Raw genomic sequence first — 24,854 nt, forward strand, 5'->3', positions numbered from 1 at the left:
ATATTCAATTTAATTCTACTTAGAGTTTTGCATTTTTTGTTTAAATGCTTCTAAATTTTCTCTTCCATTCTTTCTCATTTTATCCCGGCCTTCTTTTATTTTTGTCTCCAATTCTAGTCCTTTATAGACCGAAAGCTTGGAGTCCATTTTTTTTATTTCCTGTTCTTTACAATCTTTGGAAATATGAGTAGCATAACACAAATATTTAGAATTTTCAACTTTCAAAACCAAACCTGGCAGGCTGTTATAGTTATAGGGTCCGGCGGACACCGGAATTTCCTCAGTATACCATACTTTACTGATAATATTACCTGTTTTGACAATTGCTAGTTTACAGAGATAATTTTCAATAATCAGATTTTCGTTCTTATATTCAATCTCAGAGCTGCTGTCTGGATAATATCCGTAGAATTCCTCAACTCTGTAATCATTTAACTGATAATAACTGTTTTGGTTTTTAAATTTAAAGTATTCCTTTTTTTGTTTTTTATTTATGTTTTTTTCATCCGATACTAATTCTGTAAAATAAGAATTTCCTCCATAATAGTAGAGAATACAAGATTCGGGGCGCTTTTTTAGCTGTTCTATTTTTTTCAGCATTTGATCTTTCATTTCATCAGATAAATTTGCGTCTCCCCAGGAAACATTAGTTTGATGAATAACTTCGTAGTTTACTTTTAATTTTTCCTGTGAATGGATAAATATTGAAAAAAAGAATGAAAAGAATATAATAGATTTATACATTTCAAAATAAATTTACCAAGATAAGAGACTTAAATAAGTCTCTTATCAAATTATCAAATTAAGTTTAGTATTAATTAGTACCAAATATAGAGGCTAACTTCAGCATTGTCACATTCATAACTTATCTCCATTGACCCTTGATACTCTAATTCTCCATCAACTTCATCAAAAAAAGCATGAATATCCGTACAAGTTGCTTTTAATAAATCTTCTTCAATAGAATTGATTTGAAGAGCTTTTACAAATTGTTTTACTTCTTTTGTTGTAGCAGTCTCTACTTCATTTTTTTGTACGTTGTCTTTAGCAAATCCTAAAGTTGTTCCAGCAACTAAAAGCGCCGTGAATAGAATTTTTTTCATAAAATGAAATTTTTAATTTGTAATAATTTTAATACACTAAAAAAACATTTGTGCACTTGTGTTTTTCATTAGCTAAACTAACTATATCCCTCCACGCGGAGAAATACTTTTGGTAAAAATATCTTTACTTTTAATAAAAAAATATATACTTTTGAGGAAAATAAATATAAATGATGGAAATGGAGAAAATTATTGAAAAAATAGCTCAACAAAGGAGTAAAAAAGGCTATACTTTCGAAAACATGGCTCATGAATTAGACATCACTCCTGCTGCTTATCGCAAAATAGAAACCGGAGAAACTAAACTAAGTGTGGAAAGATTGATGAAAATATCTGAAATTCTCGACGAAGATTTATCCAATCTTTTGGATATAGATACTAAAAATGTATTTAATAATCAATCCAATGAAGGAAACGGCTATGTAGAAATTATCAATAATGATTATAAAGATATTATTAAGGATATTAAAGAAACATATGACAAGCTAATCCAGTCAAAAGACGACCAGATAGTCATGCTAAAAGAACAAATCTCATTTTTGAAAGAAAAAAAATAAAAACGGGCAGAAATTTCTGCCCGTCTTTTGTTTATAATAATTTGATCTTATCGTCTGAAATATCGATGATCTTATCTTTATAAAGTCCTCCGATCGCCTTTTTAAAGTTTTTCTTACTCATCTGAAGTTCATCTTTGATCTCTTCAGGTGAAGACTTATCAGATACATACAGAAGTCCGTAGTTTTCTTCCAGTTTGTTAAGAATTTTCTGTTTGAACTCGTCAATATTTTCAAAACCTTCCGGCTGTAAAGAAATATCTATTTTCCCGTCTTCACGGATGGTTTTGATGTATCCTGTTTCTTCTGACAGTGGATATAGTTTTTTGAAAACATCGGAAGCATATATCAAACCAATGTATTGTTTGTTGATCACCACATTCCAGCCCAGTTCACTTTCGTTCATCATAAGCAGATCTACTTTGTCTCCTTTTTGAAACGGAAGATCATCATACTGCGGATTTCTTTTAAACTTTGTTGTGCCCGTAATCAACTCCATATCTTCATCTACATAAATGTAAACCAGATATCTTTTACCTTCGATAATTTTGGTTTTCTGCTGTTTGTAAGGGATAAATAAATCTTTAATGATTCCCCAATCCATAAAAGCTCCACTTGGAAGACTCTGTACACAGCTCATCACCGCAAATTCACCTACTTCAGCTAATGGAATTTCAGTAGTTGCCTTTAATTTATCGTCATCCTGATACACAAAAACTTCAACTTCATCACCTATTTCTTTTTCATCCTGAATAAAGATTTTAGGCAGAAAAGCTTTTTCTCCGGATTCGTCTACGAGGATCCATCCTGAATTAATTTGTTCTGAAATTGTTAAAGTCTGAGTTTTTCCGAGTTGCATTGATGATAAAATTAGCTGACAAAGGTACGGAAATTTGAAGATGCCAACCTAGTTAATGCTGTTATAATTCTTTTGAAGAATTATTTTCATTTTTTATAAAGGCCGTAAAACCCTTACATTTGAACAAAAAAATAATCATGAAAAAGTATTTCATCCTATCTCTGCTCCTTTCGGTTATCTTTTCAAATGCTCAGTTGCTTGAGAAAACGGCACTGAATATTTCTTACCGATACACTGGAAGAAACGTTCTGCAGGCAGGATTAGAATACAGATTGGGCAAAAGCTATGAAGGTTCTATTATTATTGGACCATCTCTGCTTTATACGCATGTAAATAAGACAGATAAATTAATCCCAGAGATCAACATCAATCTTCTCCGCACCGGACTATTGCTGGGAATATCCGGCAATCCATACTCACTGGAACCAAGAATTGGTGTTTCGTTATTCAATATGGTGTTTCTCAATAGCGGTTATGCCTTCCCTATCCATAGAGAAAAATATTTTAAAGGAGTAACTTTTGGAATCCAGTTTAATATTGCTCCGAAACATTCTATGTTTTATGATAATCTAAAAATCATGTAGAAAATACGTTTTGGCAGAAGCCAATGGATTGATTGTAAAAAATAAACGGGCTAAAACCCGTTTCTATTGAATATTATAAATTAGAAATATAATCCATCAGTTCCCGCTTGCTGCTTTCAAAATCAAAAGCATCATATACCATAAAATATCGGTTTTTATCTGCACAATTACGGTACATAGATTTAGCGAGTGCCAATTTTTTATTATCAAAACTGATTGCTTTTACCAGATCTCTTATTTGTGCGGAAGTGAACATAGAAGTTCGCATCTGCTGATTGATCATAGCAATTTTTCCATCGTCAAACCTCTCATTCCTCATCATCATATCAAAAAACTGACGAAAAGAATTATTATCCATTACATTACCCTGATTATATCCATCTCCTGACTGATTTCCGTAAGGATTATTCCATACATCATTCCAGTCATTGAAGCCATATTGACCCTGAACGGGATAAGAATCCAAAAGATATAAACCTTCATTGGTGAAAAAATCCAGCACCATTCTATTATTATTTCGAAGCATCAAAGTTGTTCTGTACATCAGAAAACCGTTCTCATAGATGGAAATAGGCATTCTCCCTGACGACAAATCAAAGAATCTGTATTTTCCTGAACCGTTTGCTATTATCTGATCTCCAACTTCAACAGTAAAAAAACCTTGCTCAGGAATTCTCAGAAAAACTTCTGCATATCCATAGTTTCTGTTCCATTGGTAGCTGGGATTTTTGATTCTGTTTCCTTGAGGAGCCGGATTGTTTCCGGGTCTTGATTGGTCAAAAATTTTGTTTCTTTCATTGAAGCTTTTAGGAGCCTTCATTTCTGTGGTGGAAGCTTCATTTTTCAATAACTCACCTGCTTTTCCTGCTTCCTGAGCAAATGAGCTCATCCCTATTAAAAGCATCCAACTAATAAAAATCTTTTTCATACATGAAATTTCAAAAATAATCTCCATTTTCATGCCAAAAGCCACATAAAAAGGCTGCTTCAAAAAAGAAACAGCCTTTAATTTTAAATATTTAAATGATTAAATCTTTTAACCAATTATTACATATGGATTGGTCTTTTCCCTGTAGCATCCAATGCAGCTTCTTTAATTGCTTCTGCATACGTTGGGTGAGCGTGAGAACTTCTTGCAATATCTTCAGCACTTGCACGGAATTCCATAGCAATTACTCCTTCAGCAATAAGGTCAGCGGCTCTAGCTCCGATGATGTGCATCCCTAAAACCTCATCTGTTTTTTCGTCTGCAATAATCTTCACAAGACCATCGACATCACCACTTGCACGGCTTCTACCTAATGCTCTCATTGGGAAAGATCCTACTTTGTAAGCTACTCCTTCTTCTTTTAACTGCTCTTCAGTTTTACCAACTCCTGCAACTTCCGGCCAAGTATAAACAACACCAGGAATCAGATTATAGTTAATGTGAGGTTTTTGTCCTGCTAATGTTTCAGCAACAAAAACTCCTTCTTCTTCAGCTTTGTGAGCAAGCATAGCCCCTTTGATAACGTCACCGATCGCATAGATATTAGCTACATTAGTTTGTAGGTGGTCGTTTACTTTTACTCTTCCTCTTTCGTCAAGTTCTACCCCTGCTTTTTCAAGTCCAAGACCATCTGTGTAAGGTTTTCTTCCTACAGAAACCAAACAGTAATCTCCTTCTACTACTACTTCTTCTCCTTTTTTATCTTTAGCAGTGATCTTTACAGTATCTCCGTTTCTTTCAACCGCAGAAACCGCAGTAGAAAGCATAAACTTCATTCCTTGTTTTTTAAGAACTTTAGTCAATTCTTTGCTTAAAGCTCCATCCATTCCTGGGATGATTTTATCCATAAATTCGACAACAGTTACCTGAGCTCCTAATCTTAGGTATACAGAACCTAATTCAAGACCGATAACACCTCCTCCGATTACTACTAAATGTTTAGGAATTTCTTTAAGGTTTAAAGCTTCTGTAGAAGTAATCACTCTTTCTTTATCTAAAGAGATGAAAGGCAATGCAGATGGTTTAGATCCCGTTGCAATGATTGTATATTTAGATTCGATAGTTTCAGTAGAACCGTCGTTTTTTGTAACTTTAATCTGAGTAGCAGATTCAAAGCTTCCCACGCCTTCAAAAACGGTAATCTTGTTTTTGTTCATCAGGTAGCTGATTCCATCTGTATTCTGCTTGATCACTTCGTTTTTACGTTCGATCATTCTTGCGATATCTGCTTGCGGCTCATTGATGATGATTCCGTGACCTGCAAAATTGTGTTTTGCATTTTCGAAATGCTCAGAGCTGTCAAGAAGCGCTTTTGACGGAATACATCCAACGTTAAGACAAGTTCCGCCTAAAGTTGAATATTTTTCAATAATTGCTGTTTTGAAACCTAATTGTGCTGCACGGATAGCAGCAACATAACCACCGGGACCAGAACCTATTACGGTAACATCGAATTGACTCATGTTATTCTATGAATTTGTTTATTATTATCTATCTTAATTCTCACAAATTTACATATAAATTACCAAGCACCAAAGTGAGTTTTATCAATTTTAAAAATGATAATTATATGCTTTAGTTTTATGAAAAATGTTATTTTATGAATTTTATATTTTCCTCACTTCCCTCCTTCAAATAAATTGCAGTAAAGATGAGTGGCTTTTCTGCTGAGGCATTATCAAAATGAAGAATATTAGTATTTTTAGGTTCATAGAAAGCATCTCCCTGATGAAGGATAACACTTTCCTGTCCTTCTATCTGAAAGACAGCCTCTCCTGAATTAATGATTCCTAAAACGGGACAGGGGTGCAGATGTTTGGGAGCTCCTTGTCCTGCAGCCATTGTTATTTCCTGAATCTCGGTGGATTTTACTTTCTGATCAAGAGCAGTTTTTAATAACTCTTTTCTGGAAATTGTCTTATGCTGAGCTATCATTACAACAGAATTCAGCATCAAAATAACGATTATAAATGGCTTCATAAATTTGATATTTAATTGTGCTACTTATTCTTAAATCAACATAAAATACTACAAACTCACATTTAATTTTCCTTGTCCGAATTCACCTGTACTTTCAAAAAAAGAACCACCATATACATACCAGTCAAGGCTTTCCAGATACTCTACTGCATTTTCCGGGGTTATTTGAGGACGGTCTTTTTTAGAAATAATTCCTTTGTACCATCTTCCTGATTTGGAAAAACTTTCATATTCTACAAAATAATGTATCCATATTCTCTGGCACAACTTGCACTGTTGAATTGTTACTTCTCCATATCTCCCGTTTGTATGATCAATTCCTAATGCTGAACTTCTATATTCTGTATAATTTGAAGTAGGCTTCTCACAGGCACATCCTAATTTTTGGATTTTATTCATGAATGAAAATTGGTTTTCGGATAAAATTTATAGCTCCAAAAGTAAGAAATTAACCAATCATAAAGCAAATAAGGATCACTAAGGTTTTATTAAATCCAACAATACCTTTTCATATTTATCCAGAATAATATTCTTTGAAAACCTTGATTTAATAGAGTTTTTTATAGCGTCTCTATTATAATTGTTCTGCAATACCTTTACAATCTGTTGGGCAAAACCATCATAGTTTTCAATATCGGCGACTTCACCATTTACATTATGCTGGATGATTTCATTAATTCCTCCGGGGCAGTTATTAGCCAGAGAATAGGTACCGCAGGCTCCCGCTTCCAGAAGTACATTCGGGAATCCTTCGTATCTTGAAGAAAGTACAAATAGATCCGCATATTTCAGATATTGGTAGGGATTATCCTGTCTGCCATGGAAAATCACTTTTTTTAATCCTAAGAGTTCTTTGGTCTGATGTAAGATATCCTTATCTTTTCCATCGCCCAGAATATGAAGCATAATGTTTTCATTCTTCAGTCTGGAAAAAACCTTCAACAGGTTATCAAACCCTTTTCTGGATGATAAGTTACCAATGGCTACTACATTTTTATAATTGTATTTGAAACATTCGGGTTTTAAAGACAATGCCATTTTATCTTCAATAAAATCAAAGTCTACAGGATTATTGATCTTGACAATTTTTTTCTTTTTAATATTAAAATTATCAACAAGGTCCTTCATCATATCATCACTCTGCGCAATGATTCTCTGATAGTTGTTGTAAAAATTATAGAAAAATTTAATCTCTTTACGGGTTACATGCTGGGTCACAACATTGGTTTCCCGGGCAATAAATTTTGTTCTTGGAAAAAGCTTTATGAATAATGATAAATAGGCATTTACCTCACCAAAACCAGAGAATACAATATCAGGTTTTCTTCTGTAGATTTCCCCTAAAATAGGCTTTAAGGAGTGTCTTATTCTTTCAGTATTGATATCAATAATTTCAACATCTTTTTTCAGAAAATTCAGATATCCGCCTTGTTTACGTAACAGCAAAATCTTGGGTTCAAACCGATCTCTGGAAAGATGGTTCGCTATAGTAGTAACAATCCTTTCTGCTCCCCCGGTTTCTAAGTCCGGCAGAATAAATATGACAGATATCTTTTTCATCAATGTAAAGTTAGTAAAAAGTTTTATTAACCTTCAATCCCAACTCATTAAATACAGGAATAATTTCGTGAATATTTCCAACACTTAAAAAAGCATATTTGTCTTCAGCAAAATTGACTCCTCTTCTTCTAAAAAAAGAAAAATTCTCATCATCTTTACCAAACATATTTTCAGGTTCACCAAAAATGATATTGCCAAAATGTTTCGAATTCATTTCAGCGTTCACCTGATCTATTTCATTCAGTTCTTTAAATTTTAAAATTTTCCCACTTCCCTTTTCAACGATAGCTATTCTTTGGTTTGTAATTACGTAATAGTTATTTTTCAGTTTCCAATACTTTACAATCCATCTGAAAAAAGAAATGTATAAAGCATTACAAAAAATTACAACTGCCATTATCGAGAAAAGCCAAAAACTGGAGTTTAAGCTACTCATAATAAAAAATACACCAATTGCAAGGTAAAATATAGAAAAAGCTGTTCTCAACTTTTCTGTCATATTAAAAAAGAAACTCTTCTCAGGAAGAATTTCTTTTAAAATTATTTCGTTATTGTTTAAAATCATTTTAATTTGCTACGTCACTGATGAATTTAATTCTCAACATTCTCACTTCTTCATCAGACAGTTCATCTCCGAATTCATCCAGCAACACCTTCATGCTGTCACTTTCAGATTCGTTCATGAACTCCATGAATCCGTCTACGATGTCTTCATCAAAATTATCTTCAATATAATAATCGATATTCAGCTTTGTTCCCTGATATACAATCCTTTCCATTTCTTTCAGAAGTTCATCCATAGAAAGGTTTTTAGCTCTTGCAATATCTTCAAGGTCAATCTTTTTATCAGTACTCTGGATAATGAAAACTTTATGGCTTGACTTGTTGGCCACCTGCTTCAGTACCATATCCTGAGTACGTTCGATATTATTATCTTCTACATATGTTTTGATGTAGTCTGCGAATTCTTTACCGTACTTTTTAGCTTTTCCTTCACCTACTCCATAGATTTTGTTAATTTCATCTACTGTGATCGGATACTGAACGGTCATATCTTCCAAACTCGGATCCATAAACACGGTATACGGTGGAATTCCATGTTTTTTGGCTACTTTTTTCCTCAGTTCTTTCAGCAGGTTAAAAAGGTTCTGATCCATACCTCCGCCAGCCTGCTGCTGTACCTGATCACTTTCAGCTTTTGCCTGGGTAAGGTCAAATTCTCTGTCTTCAGCAATTAAAAATACGTCTTTAGAGGTACCATTCAGGACCGTTTTTCCTTTTTCTGTAATCTTTAAGACACCATATGTTTCAATATCTTTTTGTAAAAAGTTCTGAACGGTTGCCTGTCTCAGGATTGTTTTCCAGTAATTATCTTTTTCATCTTTTCCAAAGCCAAAATAAGAACTTTGTTCAAGTTTGTAAGATTTTGTCACTGCATTTTCTTTACCTACGATAACGGCAATCAGATCTTTGGACTTGAATTTTTCTCCTGTATCATTAATAAGTTCCAGCGATTTTTTTAAATCTGCAGTGGCATCCTTTACTTTTGGCGGATTGGATGAATTGTCACACATATTGGCTCCGTCTCCTTTTACCGGATCGAAACTTTCCCCAAAATAATAAAGAATATATTGCCTTCTGCTCATTGAAGTTTCAGCATAGCCTACTACTTCATTTAAAAGCTGTAATCCGATTTCTCTTTCTGAAACGGGTTTTTGTGCCAGGAATTTTTCTAATTTTTCAATGTCTTTAGGATCGTAGAATGCCAGACAGTGGCCTTCGCCTCCGTCTCTTCCTGCTCTTCCGGTTTCCTGGTAGTAGCTTTCCAATGATTTTGGAAAGTCGTAGTGGATCACAAAACGTACATCCGGCTTATCAATTCCCATCCCAAAGGCAATGGTTGCAACAATCACATCCACTTCTTCCATCAGGAATTTATCCTGATTTGCGACTCTCACTTTCTGGTCAAGACCCGCGTGGTAAGGAAGTGCATTGATTCCGTTTACCTGCAGAAGCTGGGCAAATTCTTCAACTTTTCTTCGGCTCAGGCAGTATACAATTCCTGATTTCCCTTTATGCTGATTGATAAACTTAACGACTTCTCTATCTATATTAATTTTAGGACATACTTCATAATATAGATTAGGACGGTTGAAACTTTCTTTGAATACCAATGCATTAGTCATTCCTAAAGTCTTCTGGATATCATCCTGAACCTTAGGAGTAGCAGTAGCCGTTAAAGCAATCACCGGTACATTGGCGATTCTGTCTATAATCTGTTTCAGATTCCTGTATTCAGGTCTGAAATCATGTCCCCACTCTGAAATACAGTGGGCTTCGTCGATAGCAAAGAAAGAAATTTTAACATCTTTCAAAAAATCCAGGTAATCATCTTTTATTAATGATTCAGGAGCTACATACAGAAGTTTGGTTTTGCCGCTTTTAATATCGTCAAAAACCTGCTTGGTCTGCGTTTTGTTTAATGAGGAATTTAATACATGCGCTACCCCATCCTCAGATGAAAGGCCGTTCACTGCATCTACCTGGTTCTTCATCAACGCTATCAATGGCGAAACGACGATTGCCGTACCTTCCGAAATAAGTGCCGGAAGCTGATAACATAATGATTTTCCACCACCTGTGGGCATTAAAACAAATATATCTTTCCCATTCAATAGGTTGTCTATAATTTGTTCCTGCTGGCCCTTAAATGTAGAAAACCCAAAATACTTTTTCAATTCGCCTGATAAATTGGCTTTTTTTGCGCTCATCTAATTTTCTATTGCTAAATTTGCATCACACCCAAAGTTATAAAAATTTCGCTTAAAATAAAAGCGAACGAATTTATAAAAAATAAAACTTATATTAAATATTCTTTTTAAAATATAACGTTTTTAAAGAACTTTTTTGTATACCATATCATCATAAAATGGATAGAACCAACATTATATCAATTGCAAAAACCACTTTAGAAATAGAGATTTCTGAACTCGAAAAATTAAAAAACAGAATTGATGACGAATTTGCACAGGCAGTAGAAATCATCAACTCAGCAAAAGGAAAGCTTATTGTAGTAGGAATTGGAAAATCAGCCCATGTAGGAAATAAAATTGTAGCTACCTTAAACTCAACGGGTACCCCTTCACAGTTCCTGCATGCTTCAGAAGCTATCCATGGAGATCTGGGAGTGATTCAAAAACAGGATGTTGTTTTATGCATCTCAAATTCCGGAAATTCTCCGGAAATAGCCAATCTGGTTCCTTATTTAAGAGACTATTCTTCCGCTTTGATCGGGATGACGGGAAATAAAAAAAGTAAACTGGCTGAGTTTTCTGAAATTATTTTAGATACTCACGTTGACGTTGAAGCCTGTCCGAATAAACTGGCACCTACCAGCTCTACCACAATTCAGATGGCTTTGGGAGATGCTTTGGCTGTTGCTTTAATGGAGCTGAATGGTTTCAAAGCTAATGATTTTGCCAAATTTCATCCCGGAGGAAGCTTAGGAAAAAACCTGACTTCTAAGGTAGAACAGTTTCTTTCTTCTCAAAAACCACAGGTTACAGAAGATTCATCAATAAGAGATGTCATTATCTCAATCAGTGCATCAAGCCATGGAATCACAGTAGTAACGAATTCAGATCAGATCATTGGTGTTATTACAGACGGAGATCTAAGAAGGATGCTGATGAAAGGAGAAGATATCAGTAAGGTATTGGCTAAAGATATTATGTCTGCCCATCCAAGAACTATTGAGAAAGATGCACTGGCCAAAGAAGCTATGAAAACACTGAAAGAAAATAATATCGGCCAGCTTATTGTAACAGAAAACGGAAAGTATTTCGGGATTATAGATCTGCATAAACTGCTGGACGAGGGGATTAATTAGAAAATATAATCCAAAGTTTAGAGATTAATGAGTGAAAGATGATTTGCAGATCAAGAGTAAAATTTAACTAATAATCCGCAGACGCTTACTTCTGTCATTTTTTTTATAAATTTGCGCTTTAAAAATGTATTCTGTGAGTGATGGTAAAGACATGTCCTTTCTTGGACATATAGGAGAATTAAGAGGGCATCTGATCCGTTCGATTATTGCTATCATAATTGCGGCTTTTGTGGTTGGTTTTAATATCAACTGGATTATGGACCATATCTTTTTTGGGCCCACCAGAAATGATTTCCCAACCTTCAGAGTTGTTAATCATTTTTCAAGAATGATTTTAGGAGAAGACAGTATTCATCTTCCGAAAGACTTTCCTGTTCGTGTGCAGAGATTGTATCAGCAGTTCAATGTAATGATGGCTGTTTCTGTTTTTGGAGGAATGGTAGCCGCGTTTCCTTATATTGTATGGGAATTATGGCGATTTATCGGTCCTGCTTTACATCCGAGAGAGAGAAAAAATTCTATTTATATTATTAATGCGGTATGGATTCTTTTCATGACCGGAGTATTATGCGGTTATTTTTTAATCCTTCCGTTTGCGGTTAATTTCGGGGTTATTTTTAAAATTTCAGACATTATCGTTCCGCTTTATGACCTAAGTGATTATACCACTTTATTTTTGCAGGTAGTTTTGGGGATGGGTGTTATCTTCCTTTTCCCGATTCTGATCTATTTCCTTACCAGCATCGGAATTCTTACTCCTACATTTATGAAAACATACCGTCGTCACGCTATTGTTTTGATTATGGTGGTGGCTGCAATCATTACTCCTGCAGACGTTTTAAGTATGCTGATGGCTGCATTCCCACTCCTTATTTTGTATGAATTCAGTATTATGATGTGTACATTCACGTATAAGAGGGTACAGAAAAGCAATGGAAACCTTCCTGCAGTACAGAAATAACTAGTATTTTCACTAATAAAAATCTAAGCGCTATTATTCAATTGAATGATAGCGTTTTTTTATTAAAAAAATTAACCTTAATTATATTTATTCTTAATATAACTTAAAACAAGAAGAAAATTTAGCTAATATTATAAAGTTAGGAATAATTAACACGATATTATCAGTAAAAGATTAAAAAAAACGTACTATATTTAAAAACTCCAATAACAATAAATAAAAAATATGAAAAAGAAAATTATTTTCGTCTGTGCATTGGCTTTAAGTCTGAGCGGTTTACAGGCACAGCGCTGGGAGCCGGTCTCGGAGAAAGTCACACCGGTAAGAAAAGAAGTAAAGGTAGAATATGCCTACAAGTTTGATCTTTCTGCATTGAGAGATCAGCTGAAAAACACTCCTGAAGCTGGAAAAGGAGGAAGCCCCGTAATCATCTCCCTTCCTACAGCAGACGGAAGGATTGAAAGATTTTCAGTTTACAGCTCGCCTGTAGTGGAAAAATCTATGGCGGACAGATATGAATTGGGAGCATATTCCGGTATCGGACTGGATAACCCACATAAACAAATCCGGTTCAGTACTGCACCAAACGATTTCCAATCTATGACATTCGACTCCAATACAGGCAAATACGAATTCATAGAGCCCATCAACAAAGGAAAGGATGTATATGGAGTTTTTTTCAAATCCAACAAGTCTCATGAAGATCCTTTCGAATGCAGAACTTCTGAGCCCGAGAAGGCAAAGAAAGAAATGAATAAGCTGCTCAAAACAAAAAATGTTTTAAACGGGCTAGGTAATGCTAATAAAAGTAATGAACAAAAATACAGAACCTATAGAATTGCTGTCTCCGTAAATGGTGAATACACACAACTTGCCGGAGGTGTTCCTGCTGCTGCAGCCCGTATTAATGCTACAATGAACCGTGTAAATGGTGTTTTTGAAAAAGATTTTGGAATCCATATGATTGTACAGGATCTTCCACAACTCATATTTCCAGATCCCACCACAGACCCTTATTCTAATGTGATAACAAATCCAAATGGAACATATAGTGCTCCCGGTGCATGGAATCTGCAGCTTCAGCAAACTCTTTCCAATACTGCCGGTGTAGGTAACAATGCATATGATATAGGGCACTTCTTTGGCCACAGAGGTGGTGGTGGAAGTGCCGGAGATGTAGGAAATGTCTGCAGAAATCCTGCAAGCAACAATGATGCTACTTCTAAAGGTGCAGGAATCACGTCACCATCCACTCCGGATCAGCCTTTCGGAGACAATTATGATATAGATTTTGTAGCTCATGAAATCGGCCATCAGTTTGGTGCAGCACACACAATGTCTATTGCTTTACATGGTGCCCATATGGAGCCGGGATCCGGATCTACTATTATGGGATATGCCGGTATTACCAACTATAATGTTCAGATGCATTCTGATGCTTATTTTCATACTAAAAATATTGAAGAAGTAGGAGCATATGTCAATTCTCAGGATTGCGGTATTATTACAACAGTAGCAAATACACCTCCTTCTATACAGCCAATGGTCAATAAAATGATCCCTAAAGGAACAGCTTTTGTGTTAACGGCTTCTGCAACAGATACACAAAATGATCCGATGACCTATACCTGGGAACAATATGATCTGGCTACTTCCGCTTTTGGGCCGGTAAGTGCAACCAGAAATAATGGTTCAAACTTCAGATCTCTAATGCCAACAAACTCTCCTACGCGTTATTTTCCTAAATTCACAAATGTTCTTAATGGTGCTCTTACCAGTGCTGCAGATTGGGAAACCGTATCTAATATACCAAGAACTATGAATTTCAAGGTAACCGTGAGAGATAATAATCCGAATGTTGCGCAACAGCAGACACAAAGCAGTCTGATGAAAGTGGATATAGGAAATGAAGGACCTTTCAAAGTAACATCAGCTACTGTTTACAATAATACACCGGGAGCTGTTACCTGGGATGTGGTAAACACTAATAATGCTCCGTATAATGTACAGAATGTTAAAATAGATTATACTACAGACAACGGAACTACATGGACGGTTATTAATTCATCCACCGCTAACGACGGATCTGAGCCATTTTCGTTCTCTTCTTTGGCAACAGGTGCCAGCGTAAAAATAAGAGTAAGCGCAATTGATAATGTGTTCTATGCGGTTGGAAATGCTACTGTTTCTGCATCTGCAAGTGCCTGTACAACATCTGCTCCAACAGGTATTACAGTAACAGGTATTACAAGAACTTCAGCATCTGTAAACTGGACAGCTTTAGTAGGAGCAACGTATTCTGTAATGTATAGAAAAGTAGGAACAGCAACATGGACTACTGTTCCTGTTTCTACAAATGCTTATAACATCTCAGGACTTACTGAATCCACTCAATACGAAGTACAGGTAGCTAATGTTTGTGGGGCCTCTGTAGGTTCTTATTCATCATCAACAAACTTCACAACAGCTTCATTTGCTAAATGTTCAATAACCGGAACCAATGCTGCTGATGAGTATATTTCCAATGTTACAGTAACCGCTGCGGGAATGGGCCCTGTTTCAAATAGCAGCAACAACACTCCTTATACAGATTACACTACAGATCCTTCGAAACTGATCACGCTTATGTCCGGATCTTCAGGTAACAATGTAAGCATTACCAAAGCATGGACAGGTTCTCAATATAATGACGGAGTAACAGCATGGATAGACTTCAACAAAGACGGAGTATTCTCTTCATCTGAAGTAATCTATACCAGTGCACCTAGTATAGCAACACCTGTTTCCGGAACATTCTCAGTACCAGCAGATGCTTATACGGGAGGAAATGTAATTATGAGAGTTGTACTGGGATATGAAAGCCAGCCAAGCAGTGGTTGCAGCAACCAGCAGTATGGTGAAGTTGAGGATTATCCGGTATTGATCCAGCAGCAGCTTTCCACGAATGAAACCGTGAAAGACAAGAACTCAATTCAGATATACCCTAACCCGGCAAGTGATGTATTAAATGTAACTCAGATTTCATCTAAAGCTCAGTTTATCATTACCAATATGGCGGGTCAGAAAGTAATGAATGGCCAGATTAATGATAATAAAATCTCCGTATCCAATTTAACTACAGGAACTTATATTATTTCAATTGAAGACAAAGGAACGACTTCAAATCTGAAATTCATCAAAAAATAAAACCTTCCAGTTTTTACAGCCCGGGAATGACCGGGCTTTTTTTATGTCTTTATTTAATTTGAGTTCCAGCATGGCTATTAATTTTAATTTTATATTTTTGAAAAGATTATTAATAAAATCTAAATGAAAAAGTTATCATATACACTCTTATTTGCATCAGGACTGGTTTTCGGACAGTTCTTTGAGAAAGGTAAGGTTTTCACCAAACAGGATACTTTAAAGGGGTCCAATACTGAATTCAGAAATTTCTGGGATGTCAAAAAATATGACCTTTCCGTAGAGCCGGATTTTGAGCAGAAAAGTATTAAAGGAAATAATAAAATCAGTTTTGAAATCATAAAAGACGTCACCAATCCTGTTTTCCAGATTGATCTTCAGCAGCCTATGAAAGCTGATAAAGTGGAAGGAAATTTTCCCATTGCCAATTATAAGCAGGATGGAGACTTTATTTTTATTACCACCAATAAAAAATTCAAAAAAGGCGAAAAATACACCATCAATGTCATGTATTCCGGAAAGCCTACTATTGCTAAAAGGGCACCTTGGGACGGAGGATGGGTTTTCACTAAAGATGAAAAAGGAAATCCATGGATGACTGCTGCTGACGAAGGAATAGGAGCCTCTATATGGCTTCCTACCAAAGATATCTGGAGTGATGAACCTGATAACGGAATCATTATGAAAATTGTAACTCCCAATGACTTGGTAGGTGTGGGTAACGGCAGACTGACTGATAAAAAAACAACCGGCAGTAAAACCACATATACCTGGGAGGTTAAAAATCCTATCAATGCCTATTCCATTATACCGAGTATAGGAAAATATGTAAATTTCAAAGATACATTTGAGGGCGAAAAAGGAAAACTGGACCTGGACTATTGGGTGCTTGACTATAATTTAGACAAGGCAAAAAAACAATTTCAACAGGTAAAACCTATGCTTTCCGCTTTTGAATACTGGTTTGGGCCATACCCGTTTTATGAAGATTCATACAAACTTGTAGAGTCCCCTCACCTTGGTATGGAACATCAGAGTAATGTAGCCTATGGAAACAAATATCAGAACGGCTATCTTGGCAGAGATCTTTCAGGGACAGGAGTGGGATTAAACTGGGATTTCATTATTATTCATGAAAGCGGCCATGAATGGTTCGCCAACAATATTACAGCAAAAGACCAGGCTGATATGTGGATCCATGAAAGTTTTACCAATTATTCCGAGACTCTTTTTACGGAAAAATATATGGACAAAAAGTCTGGTGAAATCTACGTTCAGGGGATCAGGAAAGGGATAGACAATGACGTTCCCATTATTGGCCAATATGGAGTTAGAAATGAAGGCAGCGGAGATATGTATCCGAAGGGAGCCAACATGCTTCATACGATAAGACAGGTTATTAATGACGATGAAAAATTCAGACAAATCCTGAGGGGTTTAAATAAAGATTTTTATCATCAGACCGTAACCACACAACAGATTGAACATTATATCTCCTCCAAATCGGGTATTGATTTTTCAACTGTTTTTGATCAGTATTTGAGAACAATAAAAATTCCAACCCTTGAGTATGCTCAAAATGGTGATACTTTAAAGTTCCGTTATACAGATGTGGTAAAAAATCTGAAATTACCGATAATTATCAATGGTGATCAAACGATTAATCCTACGGAAGAATGGCAGACTGTAAAGCTTAAAAAAAGTACTCCGGTGGAACTAAACCTCAATTATTATATCAACTATTATAATACTAAATAAAGTAAAAGGCAAATTCGCACATCAGCAAATTTGCCTTTTTGTTTTTTAGTTTTAAATTTTAAGAAAAGTTTAATACTTTTTCAGTAACAAAATGACAAAAAGAGCAACTATTTAACTATTAATGTAAACCTAATGAGAAAAACAGTACTTAGCCTCGGTATTTTTGCTTCTTTTTTAGCAAATGCTCAGTCTATAAAAACAACCATTGATCTAGTCAATGTAAAAGATGATAAAGTAGCCGTTACCATGGAGTTTCCGAAAATGAAATCCGGGGATGTTAAATTCCATTTCCCTAAAACGGTTCCGGGTACTTATTCTGTAGACGACTATGGAAGATTCATCGAGGGGATCAAATTTTATGATAATAAAGGCAAAGAACTTACTTTCACTAAAGTAAATGACAATACCTATTCATTGAAAAACGCTCAGGGTCTTTCCAAAATCTCTTATCTTGTGAATGACAGTTTTGATGATGAATTAGATACATCAAAGCACAAAGCAGTATTTTCTCCGTCAGGAACTGATATTGAAGCCGGAAAAGTATATATGATCAATACCCACGGATTTATTGGGTATATTGATAATATGCAGGATGTTCCTTATCAGCTTATTGTTCAGAAGCCTACAGATTTCTACGGAACAACAGCACTGGTAGACCAGGACAAATCTGATGCTACAGACACTTATACCCTTGCGAACTATGCTAAGGTGACAGAATCACCACTTATGTATACAAAACCGGATTATATTACCTTCAATGCTGGAGGAATGGATCTTGTACTGGGAGTATATTCTCCAACAGGAAAATACAAAGCTGCAGATTTCAAAGACAATCTGGAAAAAATGGTGGTTGCTCAGAAGAAATTCCTGGGTGATATGAATACCAATAAGAAGTATGCAATCATGCTCTATCTTTCCGGAGGAGATGGACCTAGAGTAAAAGGTTTCGGAGCACTGGAACACCACGAATCTACAAGTGTGGTTCTTCCGGAAGGAATGCCGAAAGATGCCATCGACAATACCATTACAGATGTAGTTTCCCACGAGTTTTTCCACACTGTAAATCCTCTGAAAACACATTCTGAAGAGATTCACTATTTCGATTATGCAGATCCAAAGATGTCTCAGCACTTATGGATGTACGAAGGTGGAACGGAGTATTTTGCCAATCTTTTCCAAATTCAGGAAGGTCTTATCAATAAAGATCAGTTCCTTCAAAGAATTGGTGAGAAAATTGCCAATTCTAAAAGCTATGACGACACAATGCCATTCACGGTAATGAGCAAAAATGTATTGGTAGAGCCTTATAAAGATCAGTACAGAAATGTGTATGAGAAAGGTGCTCTTTTGGCAATGTGCCTTGATATTGAGCTTAGAAAACTTTCCAACGGAGAGATGGGATATCGTGATATGATCAGAAAACTGTCTCAGAGATTTGGGGAAAACAAACCTTTCAAAGATGATAAACTGATTGACGAATTGGTAACAGTAACCGGATATCCTCAGGTGAAAGATTTCTATAACAAATATATTGCAGGAAATCAGCCAACGCCTTACGCTCAATATCTGAGTATGGCGGGTGTAGATCTTAAAAAACAGGAAAGTCAGCCTCTTTTCTGGTTCATCAAAGATCCAAATCAGACAGGTTTTGATGAAAAGACCAATGCTTTTGCTTTTGATGATCATTCTGCTCTATCTCCATTTGCAAAAAGTATCGGATTTAAAATCACAGACCAGGTACTTGCTTTGGATGGGAAAACAGTAGACATCAAAAAGATACAGGATTTTATTGGGTATACCCGAACAATCAAAGACGGACAGGACGTTACGGTAACTATTTTAAGAGATAATGCCGGTAAGAAAGAAAAAATGACTCTGAAAGGAAAGGCTATTCTGGATAAAATGACAATGGAAACACCTTCATTTAAGGCGAATCCAACTCCGGAAGAACTGAAACTACAGACACAGTGGCTTACTGGTAAAAAATAAAGAGAAAAGCGGGGAAAGTTTCCCCGCTTTTTTGTTTTTTATAAAATGATTTTTTCAGTTAAAAGCATTTCTCATTTGTTATTTTGTGTATCAAATACTTATTGATATTCAAAAAATTATCCATCTTTTTGATTTTAAATATTAATGTTTTATAATCAAAGAGGATGATTGTAAAATAAAAGACATAAAAAATAGAAGTTAATTGTAAAAAATGATGAATTTTAGATTCAAACAATAAAAATACTATATTTAAATGTTAATAAAAACACATACTTATGAAAAACCTAACAAGAAAGCAAATGCTTAATTTTTATGGAGGACTTTTAGACGGAAGAAAGTACAAAGTTAAAACAACAATGTTTTACGGATATTGTTCAGGTACTCCTGGAGGTCAAATGATATATAGTAAATACTATGCAATTGACTGGTCTGATGGTTCTGTCACCTATTTTAATGTTATTGGAAACCCTGTCTATTCATCAAACTAATTTCCTTAAAATAATTTTAAAAGTAGTGCCTTTACCTATTTCGGTTTGGGCAATTTTAATATCTCCATTATGATATTCATGAATTACTCTTTTCGCCAGCGATAGTCCTAGCCCCCATCCTCTTTTTTTAGTAGAATAACCCGGTTTAAAAGCATTTACAGACTGTTGTTTTGTCATTCCGCTACCATTGTCTTTTACTTCAATGAGAATATTCTTATTTCTTTCAAAAACAGACATGGTGATCGCTCCTTCACCTTTCATCGCATCCACAGCATTTTTTATCAAATTTTCAATTACCCAGCTTATCAGAATTTTATTGTGAGGAACCAAAACGGTATACGTAGGAAGATTGAGTGTAAAATTGATTTTTCTGGAAATTCTTGTTTTTAAATAATCATAATTCTCCTGAATGGTTTCATTGAAGTTTCTGTCATTCAGCTCAGGAATAGAGCCTATTTTCGAGAATCGCTCTGAGATCGTTCTGAGTCTTTCAATATCTTTTTCAATCTCATGTACACCATCCGAATCCGGATTATCCAATTTCATAATTTCTATCCAGCCAATCATAGACGATAAAGGAGTTCCTATCTGATGAGCTGTTTCTTTTGCAAGACCCGCCCAAAGATAACCTTCATCGGTTTTCTTTATTGTTCTTAAAAACCAAAACGAAAATAGTAGATAAGCTAATATAAATAATCCTAAAAAATAAGGATAATATCTTAAATTATTAAGCAGTTCTGAGTTATCATAGAAAACAAGTTGTTTATCTCCATTTGCAACTTCAATTTCAAAAGGATCATAATGACTTTCCATTTTAGTAATCAGATTATTTAGTTCATTAGGATTAGCCAAGATTTCCTTAGCAATATTACGTGAACTTCCCTCAAACAAAAATGGTTGCTTATTTTCGTCTGTAAGTATTGATGGAATCTGATCATTCTCTGTAAGAATTGCAAAGAGAAGCTCCTGAGTTTCTGAACTTTTTTGTTGATTATCTTGTAGAATTCTTATTGCAGTAGCAAATACTTTTATTCTTTCAGCCTCTTTTTCTCTTAAATTTTTAATAAGAAAATTGGATGAAACAATTAATGCTACGACCACTACTGTAAGCAATGCAAAAACGAAAAAATTATTGATTCTTGATAGAAGCGGACGATTTTTCATTAAATTTTATTTTAAAACATTCAGGATTTTCTGCAGCTCTGCATTTCCACTTCCCTGATAGTTGTTGATGATGATCGAAAATACATATTTTTTTCCATCTTTGGCAGTGTGGTATCCTGCAAAAGATTTGGTATCTCTCATCGTTCCGCTTTTCATCTTCATTCCATTCTCCTGTACCGGGAATCCATCATAGTACGCTTCAAACCAGGATTGTTTTTTTGCATATAAAAGAGCCTGTACTTCTGCTTTTGCCGCCACATAATTTTGTGGTGAAAGTCCGCTTCCGTCTGCGAAATTGATCATATTAGGATTAATTCCTTTTGATTTCCAGAATTCTTTCAGATAAGAAACCCCGCTTTTGAAGCTTGGATTTCCCTTTTTCTCTTTTCCTAAGGTTTTAATCAATGTTTCTCCATACAGATTGATACTTTTTCTTAAAAACCAATAGACAATCTTATCCAGAGTCGGAGACTGGTAAGTCAAAAGAATATTATTTTTCGGAGCTGCCAAAGGTTGTTTTCCTTCTATTTCAAGCTGTGAATTCGTCACCGTTTTTCCTGAAATTTCAATTCCCGATTCTTTCAGCCATTGCTTTACTTCTGCTGCCAGCTGTAAGGGCGGATTAGGAGTAGAACCAGAAACCGTAACCGTTTTTCCTGCCGGAAGCATCCCGTTAATCAGCGCTACATCAGAATGAGGTGCGGTGAAGATAAGACTCTGATCAGAACTGCCACCTGCTTTCAGATCATTCAGCCATTTCACTCCCTCCAAAGGATAAGAAAAGTTTTTAAAATCTGTTCCGTTAATATTGATGTCGAACTGGTTTTCTTTCCAGTTGACACCCCAAACACCGGCTCCGTAATAATTTCCAAGGTCATCCCACGGCCAGCCTCCGGGAATCGTCTGATGGTCAAAATAAGAATCATCAATCACCAGATCGCCTGATATTTTTGTAATTCCTGAATTTTTAAGTGCCTCAATCAGCTTCTTTTTAAAATTTTCAGGTTTATAGGCATCATATCTCCAGCTTCCCAAGGTAGGGTCACCGTTGGAACTGATGAAAAGATTTCCGTTCAGCGTTCCTCCGGATATATTTCCGGAATAGCTGGAAGTGGTTGTAAAAGTATAATTTTTGCCTAAAGTTTCCAATGCGGCACCAGCAGTAAAAATTTTCTGTGTAGAAGCAGTAGAAAGCCCCTTACTTCCCTGATATTCGTATATGAAATTGCCATTTTCATCTGAAACATAAAATGATAAGCTGGAAGAAACCGTTCCTGAAGAATCCATAAGATCCTTGGTTACTTTATCTAATTTCTGTGCAATATTCTGCGCAGCAACCATCTGTACAGAGAGTGTGAGAACAGCAAGTGTTTTTTTCATTAAATTGTTATTTGGGTCTAAATACAAAGGTTTTCAATACAGTTCACAACCCGTATATGAACCTTTTTCATTGTTTTAAATTCTAATCAAATATAGTTAAAATAAAAGCTTTTCATATTCCCTGAGGTCATCGGAACTGAAAAGAATCTCATGATCAGGAGATTTTTCAAACGACTGGTCATATTTAAAATACTTCCCGTAATCATCTTCATCTATGAAAATATCCATCTGACATTCTTTTATATAGTTTGATTTTTCTCCGTAATCTTCAATAAAATATCCGGAATCATTCCATGACTCATTATGACAACGCAGACAGCTTCTTTGATATACAGCTTTATAACCGCATATTCCACAATCACTCAAACTTTGAAACAACATGGAAACTTCGTTTTGTCTGTCTTCCGGAAAAAGTGAGAGAGGAATTGTTTTTAAAAGAAGATAATAATTAGGTTCCTGCCATGAAAAAGAAAATCTCTCTCCTTGCTCTTTTGTATAAAGCCATACTTTTTGGAGATCATATTCCAGATCTGCTTTTACAATGTTTTTAATATTCAGAATAGTCTTATTACTTCTCCTGATATTCTCTTTATGATCAATTTCAATAATAGGCTGCTGTTCCAGAAAATGACTCAGACACAACGTGGTCTGCCAGGAATCTATTGTTCTCATTTTGCCTTCACTGCCACAGATCTCACAAGTTTTCACAGACAATTGTGAATATTTATCTTTGATATTTTTAAGCCTTTTATTGAGTGATTCGTCTTCAGAATAGGTGTAACATCTCAATTCACCAAACTTTTCCTTGCCAAATACGCGATGTTCCATATTCCAGCCTGCAACGGCAAACTCAAACAGTAATTTCCGGATCAGATCATCCCATCCGGTGCTGTTCACTGAAAAATTGATCAGATTACGTTCGACAAAAAGATTAATTTCTTCTTTGTTCATTAAAGAGTACTTCCTGCTTCTATTTCGTAAGGTTCTTTACCTTTTTCGAAAATCCTTGTCAGCTCATTTCCTTCCACAGTAATGGAATCTGCTGTTCTTCTGATCCAGTTTCCTTCTCTAAGGCCTACTACTTTAATGTCGTTTTGGGTAAGAAACTCCTGAATACGGGTTTCTCTGGTTTCTCCATTATGCTTCAAATCCGGATTAGGATCAAGATAGTGCGGATTGATATTGAAAGGAACCAATCCCATACAGTCAAAACTTGGAGGATATACGATCGGCATATCATTCGTCGTTTTCATATTCTGACCGCCGATATTGCTTCCTGCGCTGCATCCAAGATATGCTTTTCCTCCTGATACATTTTCTTTTAAGACAGACATCAATCCTTCTTCATGTAATGTTTTAACCAATAAAAAGGTATTTCCACCACCGGTAAAGTATCCTTTTGCAAGGTTCAGGGCTTCCGTTTTATCTTCAAACTCATGAAGTCCTTTTACTTTTATATGGATAGTTTCAAAGAAAGAACGTGCTTTTGCTGTATAATCATCATGGGAAATTCCGCCCGGTCTTGCGAAAGGAATAAACACAATTTCGTCAATTCCTTTATAGAGTTGGATTAGTTCTTCTCTTAAGTATTCCAGATATTCTCCACCAAAAAGAATGGATGTTGAAGCTAATATGATATTCATACCACGAAATTATATTTATTAATAAAAAAATGAAAGACAAAGATAATCTCAAACATGAACGAATCAAAAATTAATCTAAAAAAAACATGTTTCCCGTTAATATTTTCTAAAAAACCTTAAAGCTTCTAAAATTTAAACTTTTATGGAATTATTATTGAATTTTAGATTTTCGAATTTAAAATATAAGATTATGAAAATGAGTAAAATTAATAGTAGAAATCTATTTTTAGGTTTGATACTGGCAGGAAGTGTAAGTCTTGTAAACGCACAAACGACTCAACCGGAAACTTCGGCAGCAACGAGTCAAACAAGCAATCCAACAATTGATGGTCTTAAAAAACAGGTTGAGGCCAATCCAAAGGACACGGAATCCTTAGCAAAATTAGCAGCAGCTTATCAGGAAGCTTCAGACTGGCCAAATGCCATTGATACCTGGAAGAAAATCTCTGCTTTATTACCGGACTGGGCTCCATCATATTACAGCCAGGCTTATGCTTATCAGTCTGCAAAAGATGATGCCAATGCAAAAATTGCTTATGAAAAGTATATTGCAACCGTAAAACCGGAAGAAGTAGAGCAAAATAAGAAAAATCTGGCCTATGCCTATTTCTATATTGCCTTTGCAGAACAGCAGACAGATCCTAATAAGGCAAAAGAGCATATTGCCAAATCTTTACAGTATGACCCTAGCAATCAGGACGCTGTGAAGCTTAGCAAAGCATTAAATTCTTAGTAAAAAAGAAAAAGCCGGAAAATTTTTCCGGCTTTTTT

At 35.4% G+C, this 24,854-nt stretch carries 23 protein-coding genes; 9 read left to right on the top strand and 14 right to left on the bottom strand.

What is annotated here, in order from left to right; translation table 11 throughout:
- Positions 1-15: 15 nt before the first annotated feature.
- On the bottom strand, positions 16-744 hold the full coding sequence (locus tag KIK00_RS05750) for a GLPGLI family protein (RefSeq protein WP_255815601.1): 729 nt from the start codon (positions 742-744) through the stop codon (positions 16-18).
- 74 nt (positions 745-818) lie between these two features.
- Positions 819-1,103, bottom strand: coding sequence for a hypothetical protein (locus KIK00_RS05755; RefSeq protein WP_255815602.1), 285 nt, complete (start codon positions 1,101-1,103; stop codon positions 819-821).
- A gap of 179 nt (positions 1,104-1,282) precedes the next feature.
- Here KIK00_RS05755 and KIK00_RS05760 point away from each other — a divergent pair, with 179 nt between their 5' ends.
- Positions 1,283-1,660: a helix-turn-helix domain-containing protein gene (locus KIK00_RS05760; RefSeq protein ID WP_255815603.1), complete on the top strand. Its 378-nt coding sequence runs from the start codon at positions 1,283-1,285 to the stop codon at positions 1,658-1,660.
- Positions 1,661-1,691: 31 nt separating this feature from the next.
- Here KIK00_RS05760 and KIK00_RS05765 read toward each other — a convergent pair whose 3' ends face one another.
- Positions 1,692-2,516: a S1 RNA-binding domain-containing protein gene (locus KIK00_RS05765; protein ID WP_255815604.1), complete on the bottom strand. Its 825-nt coding sequence runs from the start codon at positions 2,514-2,516 to the stop codon at positions 1,692-1,694.
- Positions 2,517-2,653: 137 nt separating this feature from the next.
- Here KIK00_RS05765 and KIK00_RS05770 point away from each other — a divergent pair, with 137 nt between their 5' ends.
- Positions 2,654-3,100: a hypothetical protein gene (locus KIK00_RS05770; protein ID WP_255815605.1), complete on the top strand. Its 447-nt coding sequence runs from the start codon at positions 2,654-2,656 to the stop codon at positions 3,098-3,100.
- Between the two features lie 73 nt (positions 3,101-3,173).
- Here KIK00_RS05770 and KIK00_RS05775 read toward each other — a convergent pair whose 3' ends face one another.
- The 7 genes from KIK00_RS05775 to recQ all read right to left on the bottom strand — a co-directional run bounded on the left by KIK00_RS05775 (position 3,174) and on the right by recQ (position 10,399).
- Positions 3,174-4,028: a DUF4476 domain-containing protein gene (locus tag KIK00_RS05775; RefSeq protein WP_255815606.1), complete on the bottom strand. Its 855-nt coding sequence runs from the start codon at positions 4,026-4,028 to the stop codon at positions 3,174-3,176.
- Positions 4,029-4,147: 119 nt separating this feature from the next.
- Complete coding sequence (lpdA, locus tag KIK00_RS05780; RefSeq protein WP_255815607.1) at positions 4,148-5,551, bottom strand: dihydrolipoyl dehydrogenase; 1,404 nt, start codon at positions 5,549-5,551, stop codon at positions 4,148-4,150.
- A 130-nt stretch (positions 5,552-5,681) separates the two neighbouring features.
- Positions 5,682-6,068, bottom strand: a complete 387-nt coding sequence (locus KIK00_RS05785; RefSeq protein ID WP_255815608.1) for a cupin domain-containing protein — start codon at positions 6,066-6,068, stop codon at positions 5,682-5,684.
- A 48-nt stretch (positions 6,069-6,116) separates the two neighbouring features.
- Positions 6,117-6,467 carry a hypothetical protein gene (locus KIK00_RS05790; protein WP_255815609.1) on the bottom strand — a complete coding sequence of 117 codons (351 nt, stop codon included), beginning with the start codon at positions 6,465-6,467 and terminating at the stop codon, positions 6,117-6,119.
- A gap of 78 nt (positions 6,468-6,545) precedes the next feature.
- The gene (locus KIK00_RS05795) at positions 6,546-7,628 is read right to left on the bottom strand and encodes a glycosyltransferase (RefSeq protein WP_255815610.1); all 1,083 of its coding nucleotides are present in this window, start codon (positions 7,626-7,628) and stop codon (positions 6,546-6,548) included.
- A gap of 10 nt (positions 7,629-7,638) precedes the next feature.
- Entirely contained in the window at positions 7,639-8,193 is a 555-nt protein-coding gene (locus tag KIK00_RS05800) for a hypothetical protein (RefSeq protein ID WP_255815611.1), read from the bottom strand.
- A gap of 1 nt (position 8,194) precedes the next feature.
- Positions 8,195-10,399, bottom strand: a complete 2,205-nt coding sequence (gene recQ / locus KIK00_RS05805) for a DNA helicase RecQ (protein ID WP_255815612.1) — start codon at positions 10,397-10,399, stop codon at positions 8,195-8,197.
- A 158-nt stretch (positions 10,400-10,557) separates the two neighbouring features.
- Here recQ and KIK00_RS05810 point away from each other — a divergent pair, with 158 nt between their 5' ends.
- The 6 genes from KIK00_RS05810 (at position 10,558) to KIK00_RS05835 (ending at position 19,896) form a co-directional block, all read left to right on the top strand.
- Entirely contained in the window at positions 10,558-11,517 is a 960-nt protein-coding gene (locus KIK00_RS05810) for an SIS domain-containing protein (RefSeq protein ID WP_255815613.1), read from the top strand.
- 133 nt (positions 11,518-11,650) lie between these two features.
- Entirely contained in the window at positions 11,651-12,478 is an 828-nt protein-coding gene (gene tatC / locus KIK00_RS05815; protein WP_255815614.1) for a twin-arginine translocase subunit TatC, read from the top strand.
- Between the two features lie 225 nt (positions 12,479-12,703).
- Positions 12,704-15,664 carry a reprolysin-like metallopeptidase gene (locus tag KIK00_RS05820; protein ID WP_255815615.1) on the top strand — a complete coding sequence of 987 codons (2,961 nt, stop codon included), beginning with the start codon at positions 12,704-12,706 and terminating at the stop codon, positions 15,662-15,664.
- A 123-nt stretch (positions 15,665-15,787) separates the two neighbouring features.
- The gene (locus KIK00_RS05825) at positions 15,788-17,419 is read left to right on the top strand and encodes a M1 family metallopeptidase (protein WP_255815616.1); all 1,632 of its coding nucleotides are present in this window, start codon (positions 15,788-15,790) and stop codon (positions 17,417-17,419) included.
- 132 nt (positions 17,420-17,551) lie between these two features.
- Positions 17,552-19,408 carry a peptidase M61 gene (locus KIK00_RS05830; protein ID WP_255815617.1) on the top strand — a complete coding sequence of 619 codons (1,857 nt, stop codon included), beginning with the start codon at positions 17,552-17,554 and terminating at the stop codon, positions 19,406-19,408.
- A 275-nt stretch (positions 19,409-19,683) separates the two neighbouring features.
- Positions 19,684-19,896: a hypothetical protein gene (locus tag KIK00_RS05835; RefSeq protein ID WP_255815618.1), complete on the top strand. Its 213-nt coding sequence runs from the start codon at positions 19,684-19,686 to the stop codon at positions 19,894-19,896.
- Here KIK00_RS05835 and KIK00_RS05840 read toward each other — a convergent pair.
- From KIK00_RS05840 to pepE, 4 genes are all read right to left on the bottom strand, one after another.
- Positions 19,888-21,060, bottom strand: a complete 1,173-nt coding sequence (locus KIK00_RS05840) for a HAMP domain-containing sensor histidine kinase (protein ID WP_255815619.1) — start codon at positions 21,058-21,060, stop codon at positions 19,888-19,890. The genes KIK00_RS05835 and KIK00_RS05840 overlap by 9 nt on opposite strands.
- A 6-nt stretch (positions 21,061-21,066) precedes the next feature.
- Positions 21,067-22,440: a D-alanyl-D-alanine carboxypeptidase/D-alanyl-D-alanine-endopeptidase gene (gene dacB / locus KIK00_RS05845; protein WP_255815620.1), complete on the bottom strand. Its 1,374-nt coding sequence runs from the start codon at positions 22,438-22,440 to the stop codon at positions 21,067-21,069.
- Between the two features lie 96 nt (positions 22,441-22,536).
- Positions 22,537-23,391 (bottom strand): hypothetical protein, encoded by an 855-nt coding sequence (locus KIK00_RS05850; RefSeq protein WP_255815621.1) that lies wholly within the window; start codon positions 23,389-23,391, stop codon positions 22,537-22,539.
- Positions 23,391-24,083, bottom strand: a complete 693-nt coding sequence (gene pepE / locus KIK00_RS05855; protein ID WP_255815622.1) for a dipeptidase PepE — start codon at positions 24,081-24,083, stop codon at positions 23,391-23,393. The genes KIK00_RS05850 and pepE overlap by 1 nt, the downstream gene beginning before the upstream one ends.
- A gap of 196 nt (positions 24,084-24,279) precedes the next feature.
- Between pepE and KIK00_RS05860 the strand changes: the two genes are divergently transcribed.
- Positions 24,280-24,816: a hypothetical protein gene (locus KIK00_RS05860; protein WP_255815623.1), complete on the top strand. Its 537-nt coding sequence runs from the start codon at positions 24,280-24,282 to the stop codon at positions 24,814-24,816.
- Positions 24,817-24,854 lie beyond the last annotated feature (38 nt).

This window comes from Chryseobacterium sp. MA9 (assembly GCF_024399315.1).
In the GTDB taxonomy this organism is placed as follows: Bacteria; Bacteroidota; Bacteroidia; order Flavobacteriales; family Weeksellaceae; genus Chryseobacterium.

What these genes read in the sequence shown, in the direction of transcription:
- KIK00_RS05750 (WP_255815601.1), bottom strand. Translation starts at nt 744, where the DNA reads ATGTATAAATCTATTATATTCTTTTCATTCTTTTTTTCAATATTTATC.
- KIK00_RS05755 (WP_255815602.1), bottom strand. Translation starts at nt 1,103, where the DNA reads ATGAAAAAAATTCTATTCACGGCGCTTTTAGTTGCTGGAACAACTTTA.
- KIK00_RS05760 (WP_255815603.1), top strand. Translation starts at nt 1,283, where the DNA reads ATGGAGAAAATTATTGAAAAAATAGCTCAACAAAGGAGTAAAAAAGGC.
- KIK00_RS05765 (WP_255815604.1), bottom strand. Translation starts at nt 2,516, where the DNA reads ATGCAACTCGGAAAAACTCAGACTTTAACAATTTCAGAACAAATTAAT.
- KIK00_RS05770 (WP_255815605.1), top strand. Translation starts at nt 2,654, where the DNA reads ATGAAAAAGTATTTCATCCTATCTCTGCTCCTTTCGGTTATCTTTTCA.
- KIK00_RS05775 (WP_255815606.1), bottom strand. Translation starts at nt 4,028, where the DNA reads ATGAAAAAGATTTTTATTAGTTGGATGCTTTTAATAGGGATGAGCTCA.
- lpdA (WP_255815607.1), bottom strand. Translation starts at nt 5,551, where the DNA reads ATGAGTCAATTCGATGTTACCGTAATAGGTTCTGGTCCCGGTGGTTAT.
- KIK00_RS05785 (WP_255815608.1), bottom strand. Translation starts at nt 6,068, where the DNA reads ATGAAGCCATTTATAATCGTTATTTTGATGCTGAATTCTGTTGTAATG.
- KIK00_RS05790 (WP_255815609.1), bottom strand. Translation starts at nt 6,467, where the DNA reads ATGAATAAAATCCAAAAATTAGGATGTGCCTGTGAGAAGCCTACTTCA.
- KIK00_RS05795 (WP_255815610.1), bottom strand. Translation starts at nt 7,628, where the DNA reads ATGAAAAAGATATCTGTCATATTTATTCTGCCGGACTTAGAAACCGGG.
- KIK00_RS05800 (WP_255815611.1), bottom strand. Translation starts at nt 8,193, where the DNA reads ATGATTTTAAACAATAACGAAATAATTTTAAAAGAAATTCTTCCTGAG.
- recQ (WP_255815612.1), bottom strand. Translation starts at nt 10,399, where the DNA reads ATGAGCGCAAAAAAAGCCAATTTATCAGGCGAATTGAAAAAGTATTTT.
- KIK00_RS05810 (WP_255815613.1), top strand. Translation starts at nt 10,558, where the DNA reads ATGGATAGAACCAACATTATATCAATTGCAAAAACCACTTTAGAAATA.
- KIK00_RS05820 (WP_255815615.1), top strand. Translation starts at nt 12,704, where the DNA reads ATGAAAAAGAAAATTATTTTCGTCTGTGCATTGGCTTTAAGTCTGAGC.
- KIK00_RS05825 (WP_255815616.1), top strand. Translation starts at nt 15,788, where the DNA reads ATGAAAAAGTTATCATATACACTCTTATTTGCATCAGGACTGGTTTTC.
- KIK00_RS05830 (WP_255815617.1), top strand. Translation starts at nt 17,552, where the DNA reads ATGAGAAAAACAGTACTTAGCCTCGGTATTTTTGCTTCTTTTTTAGCA.
- KIK00_RS05835 (WP_255815618.1), top strand. Translation starts at nt 19,684, where the DNA reads ATGAAAAACCTAACAAGAAAGCAAATGCTTAATTTTTATGGAGGACTT.
- KIK00_RS05840 (WP_255815619.1), bottom strand. Translation starts at nt 21,060, where the DNA reads ATGAAAAATCGTCCGCTTCTATCAAGAATCAATAATTTTTTCGTTTTT.
- dacB (WP_255815620.1), bottom strand. Translation starts at nt 22,440, where the DNA reads ATGAAAAAAACACTTGCTGTTCTCACACTCTCTGTACAGATGGTTGCT.
- KIK00_RS05850 (WP_255815621.1), bottom strand. Translation starts at nt 23,391, where the DNA reads ATGAACAAAGAAGAAATTAATCTTTTTGTCGAACGTAATCTGATCAAT.
- pepE (WP_255815622.1), bottom strand. Translation starts at nt 24,083, where the DNA reads ATGAATATCATATTAGCTTCAACATCCATTCTTTTTGGTGGAGAATAT.
- KIK00_RS05860 (WP_255815623.1), top strand. Translation starts at nt 24,280, where the DNA reads ATGAGTAAAATTAATAGTAGAAATCTATTTTTAGGTTTGATACTGGCA.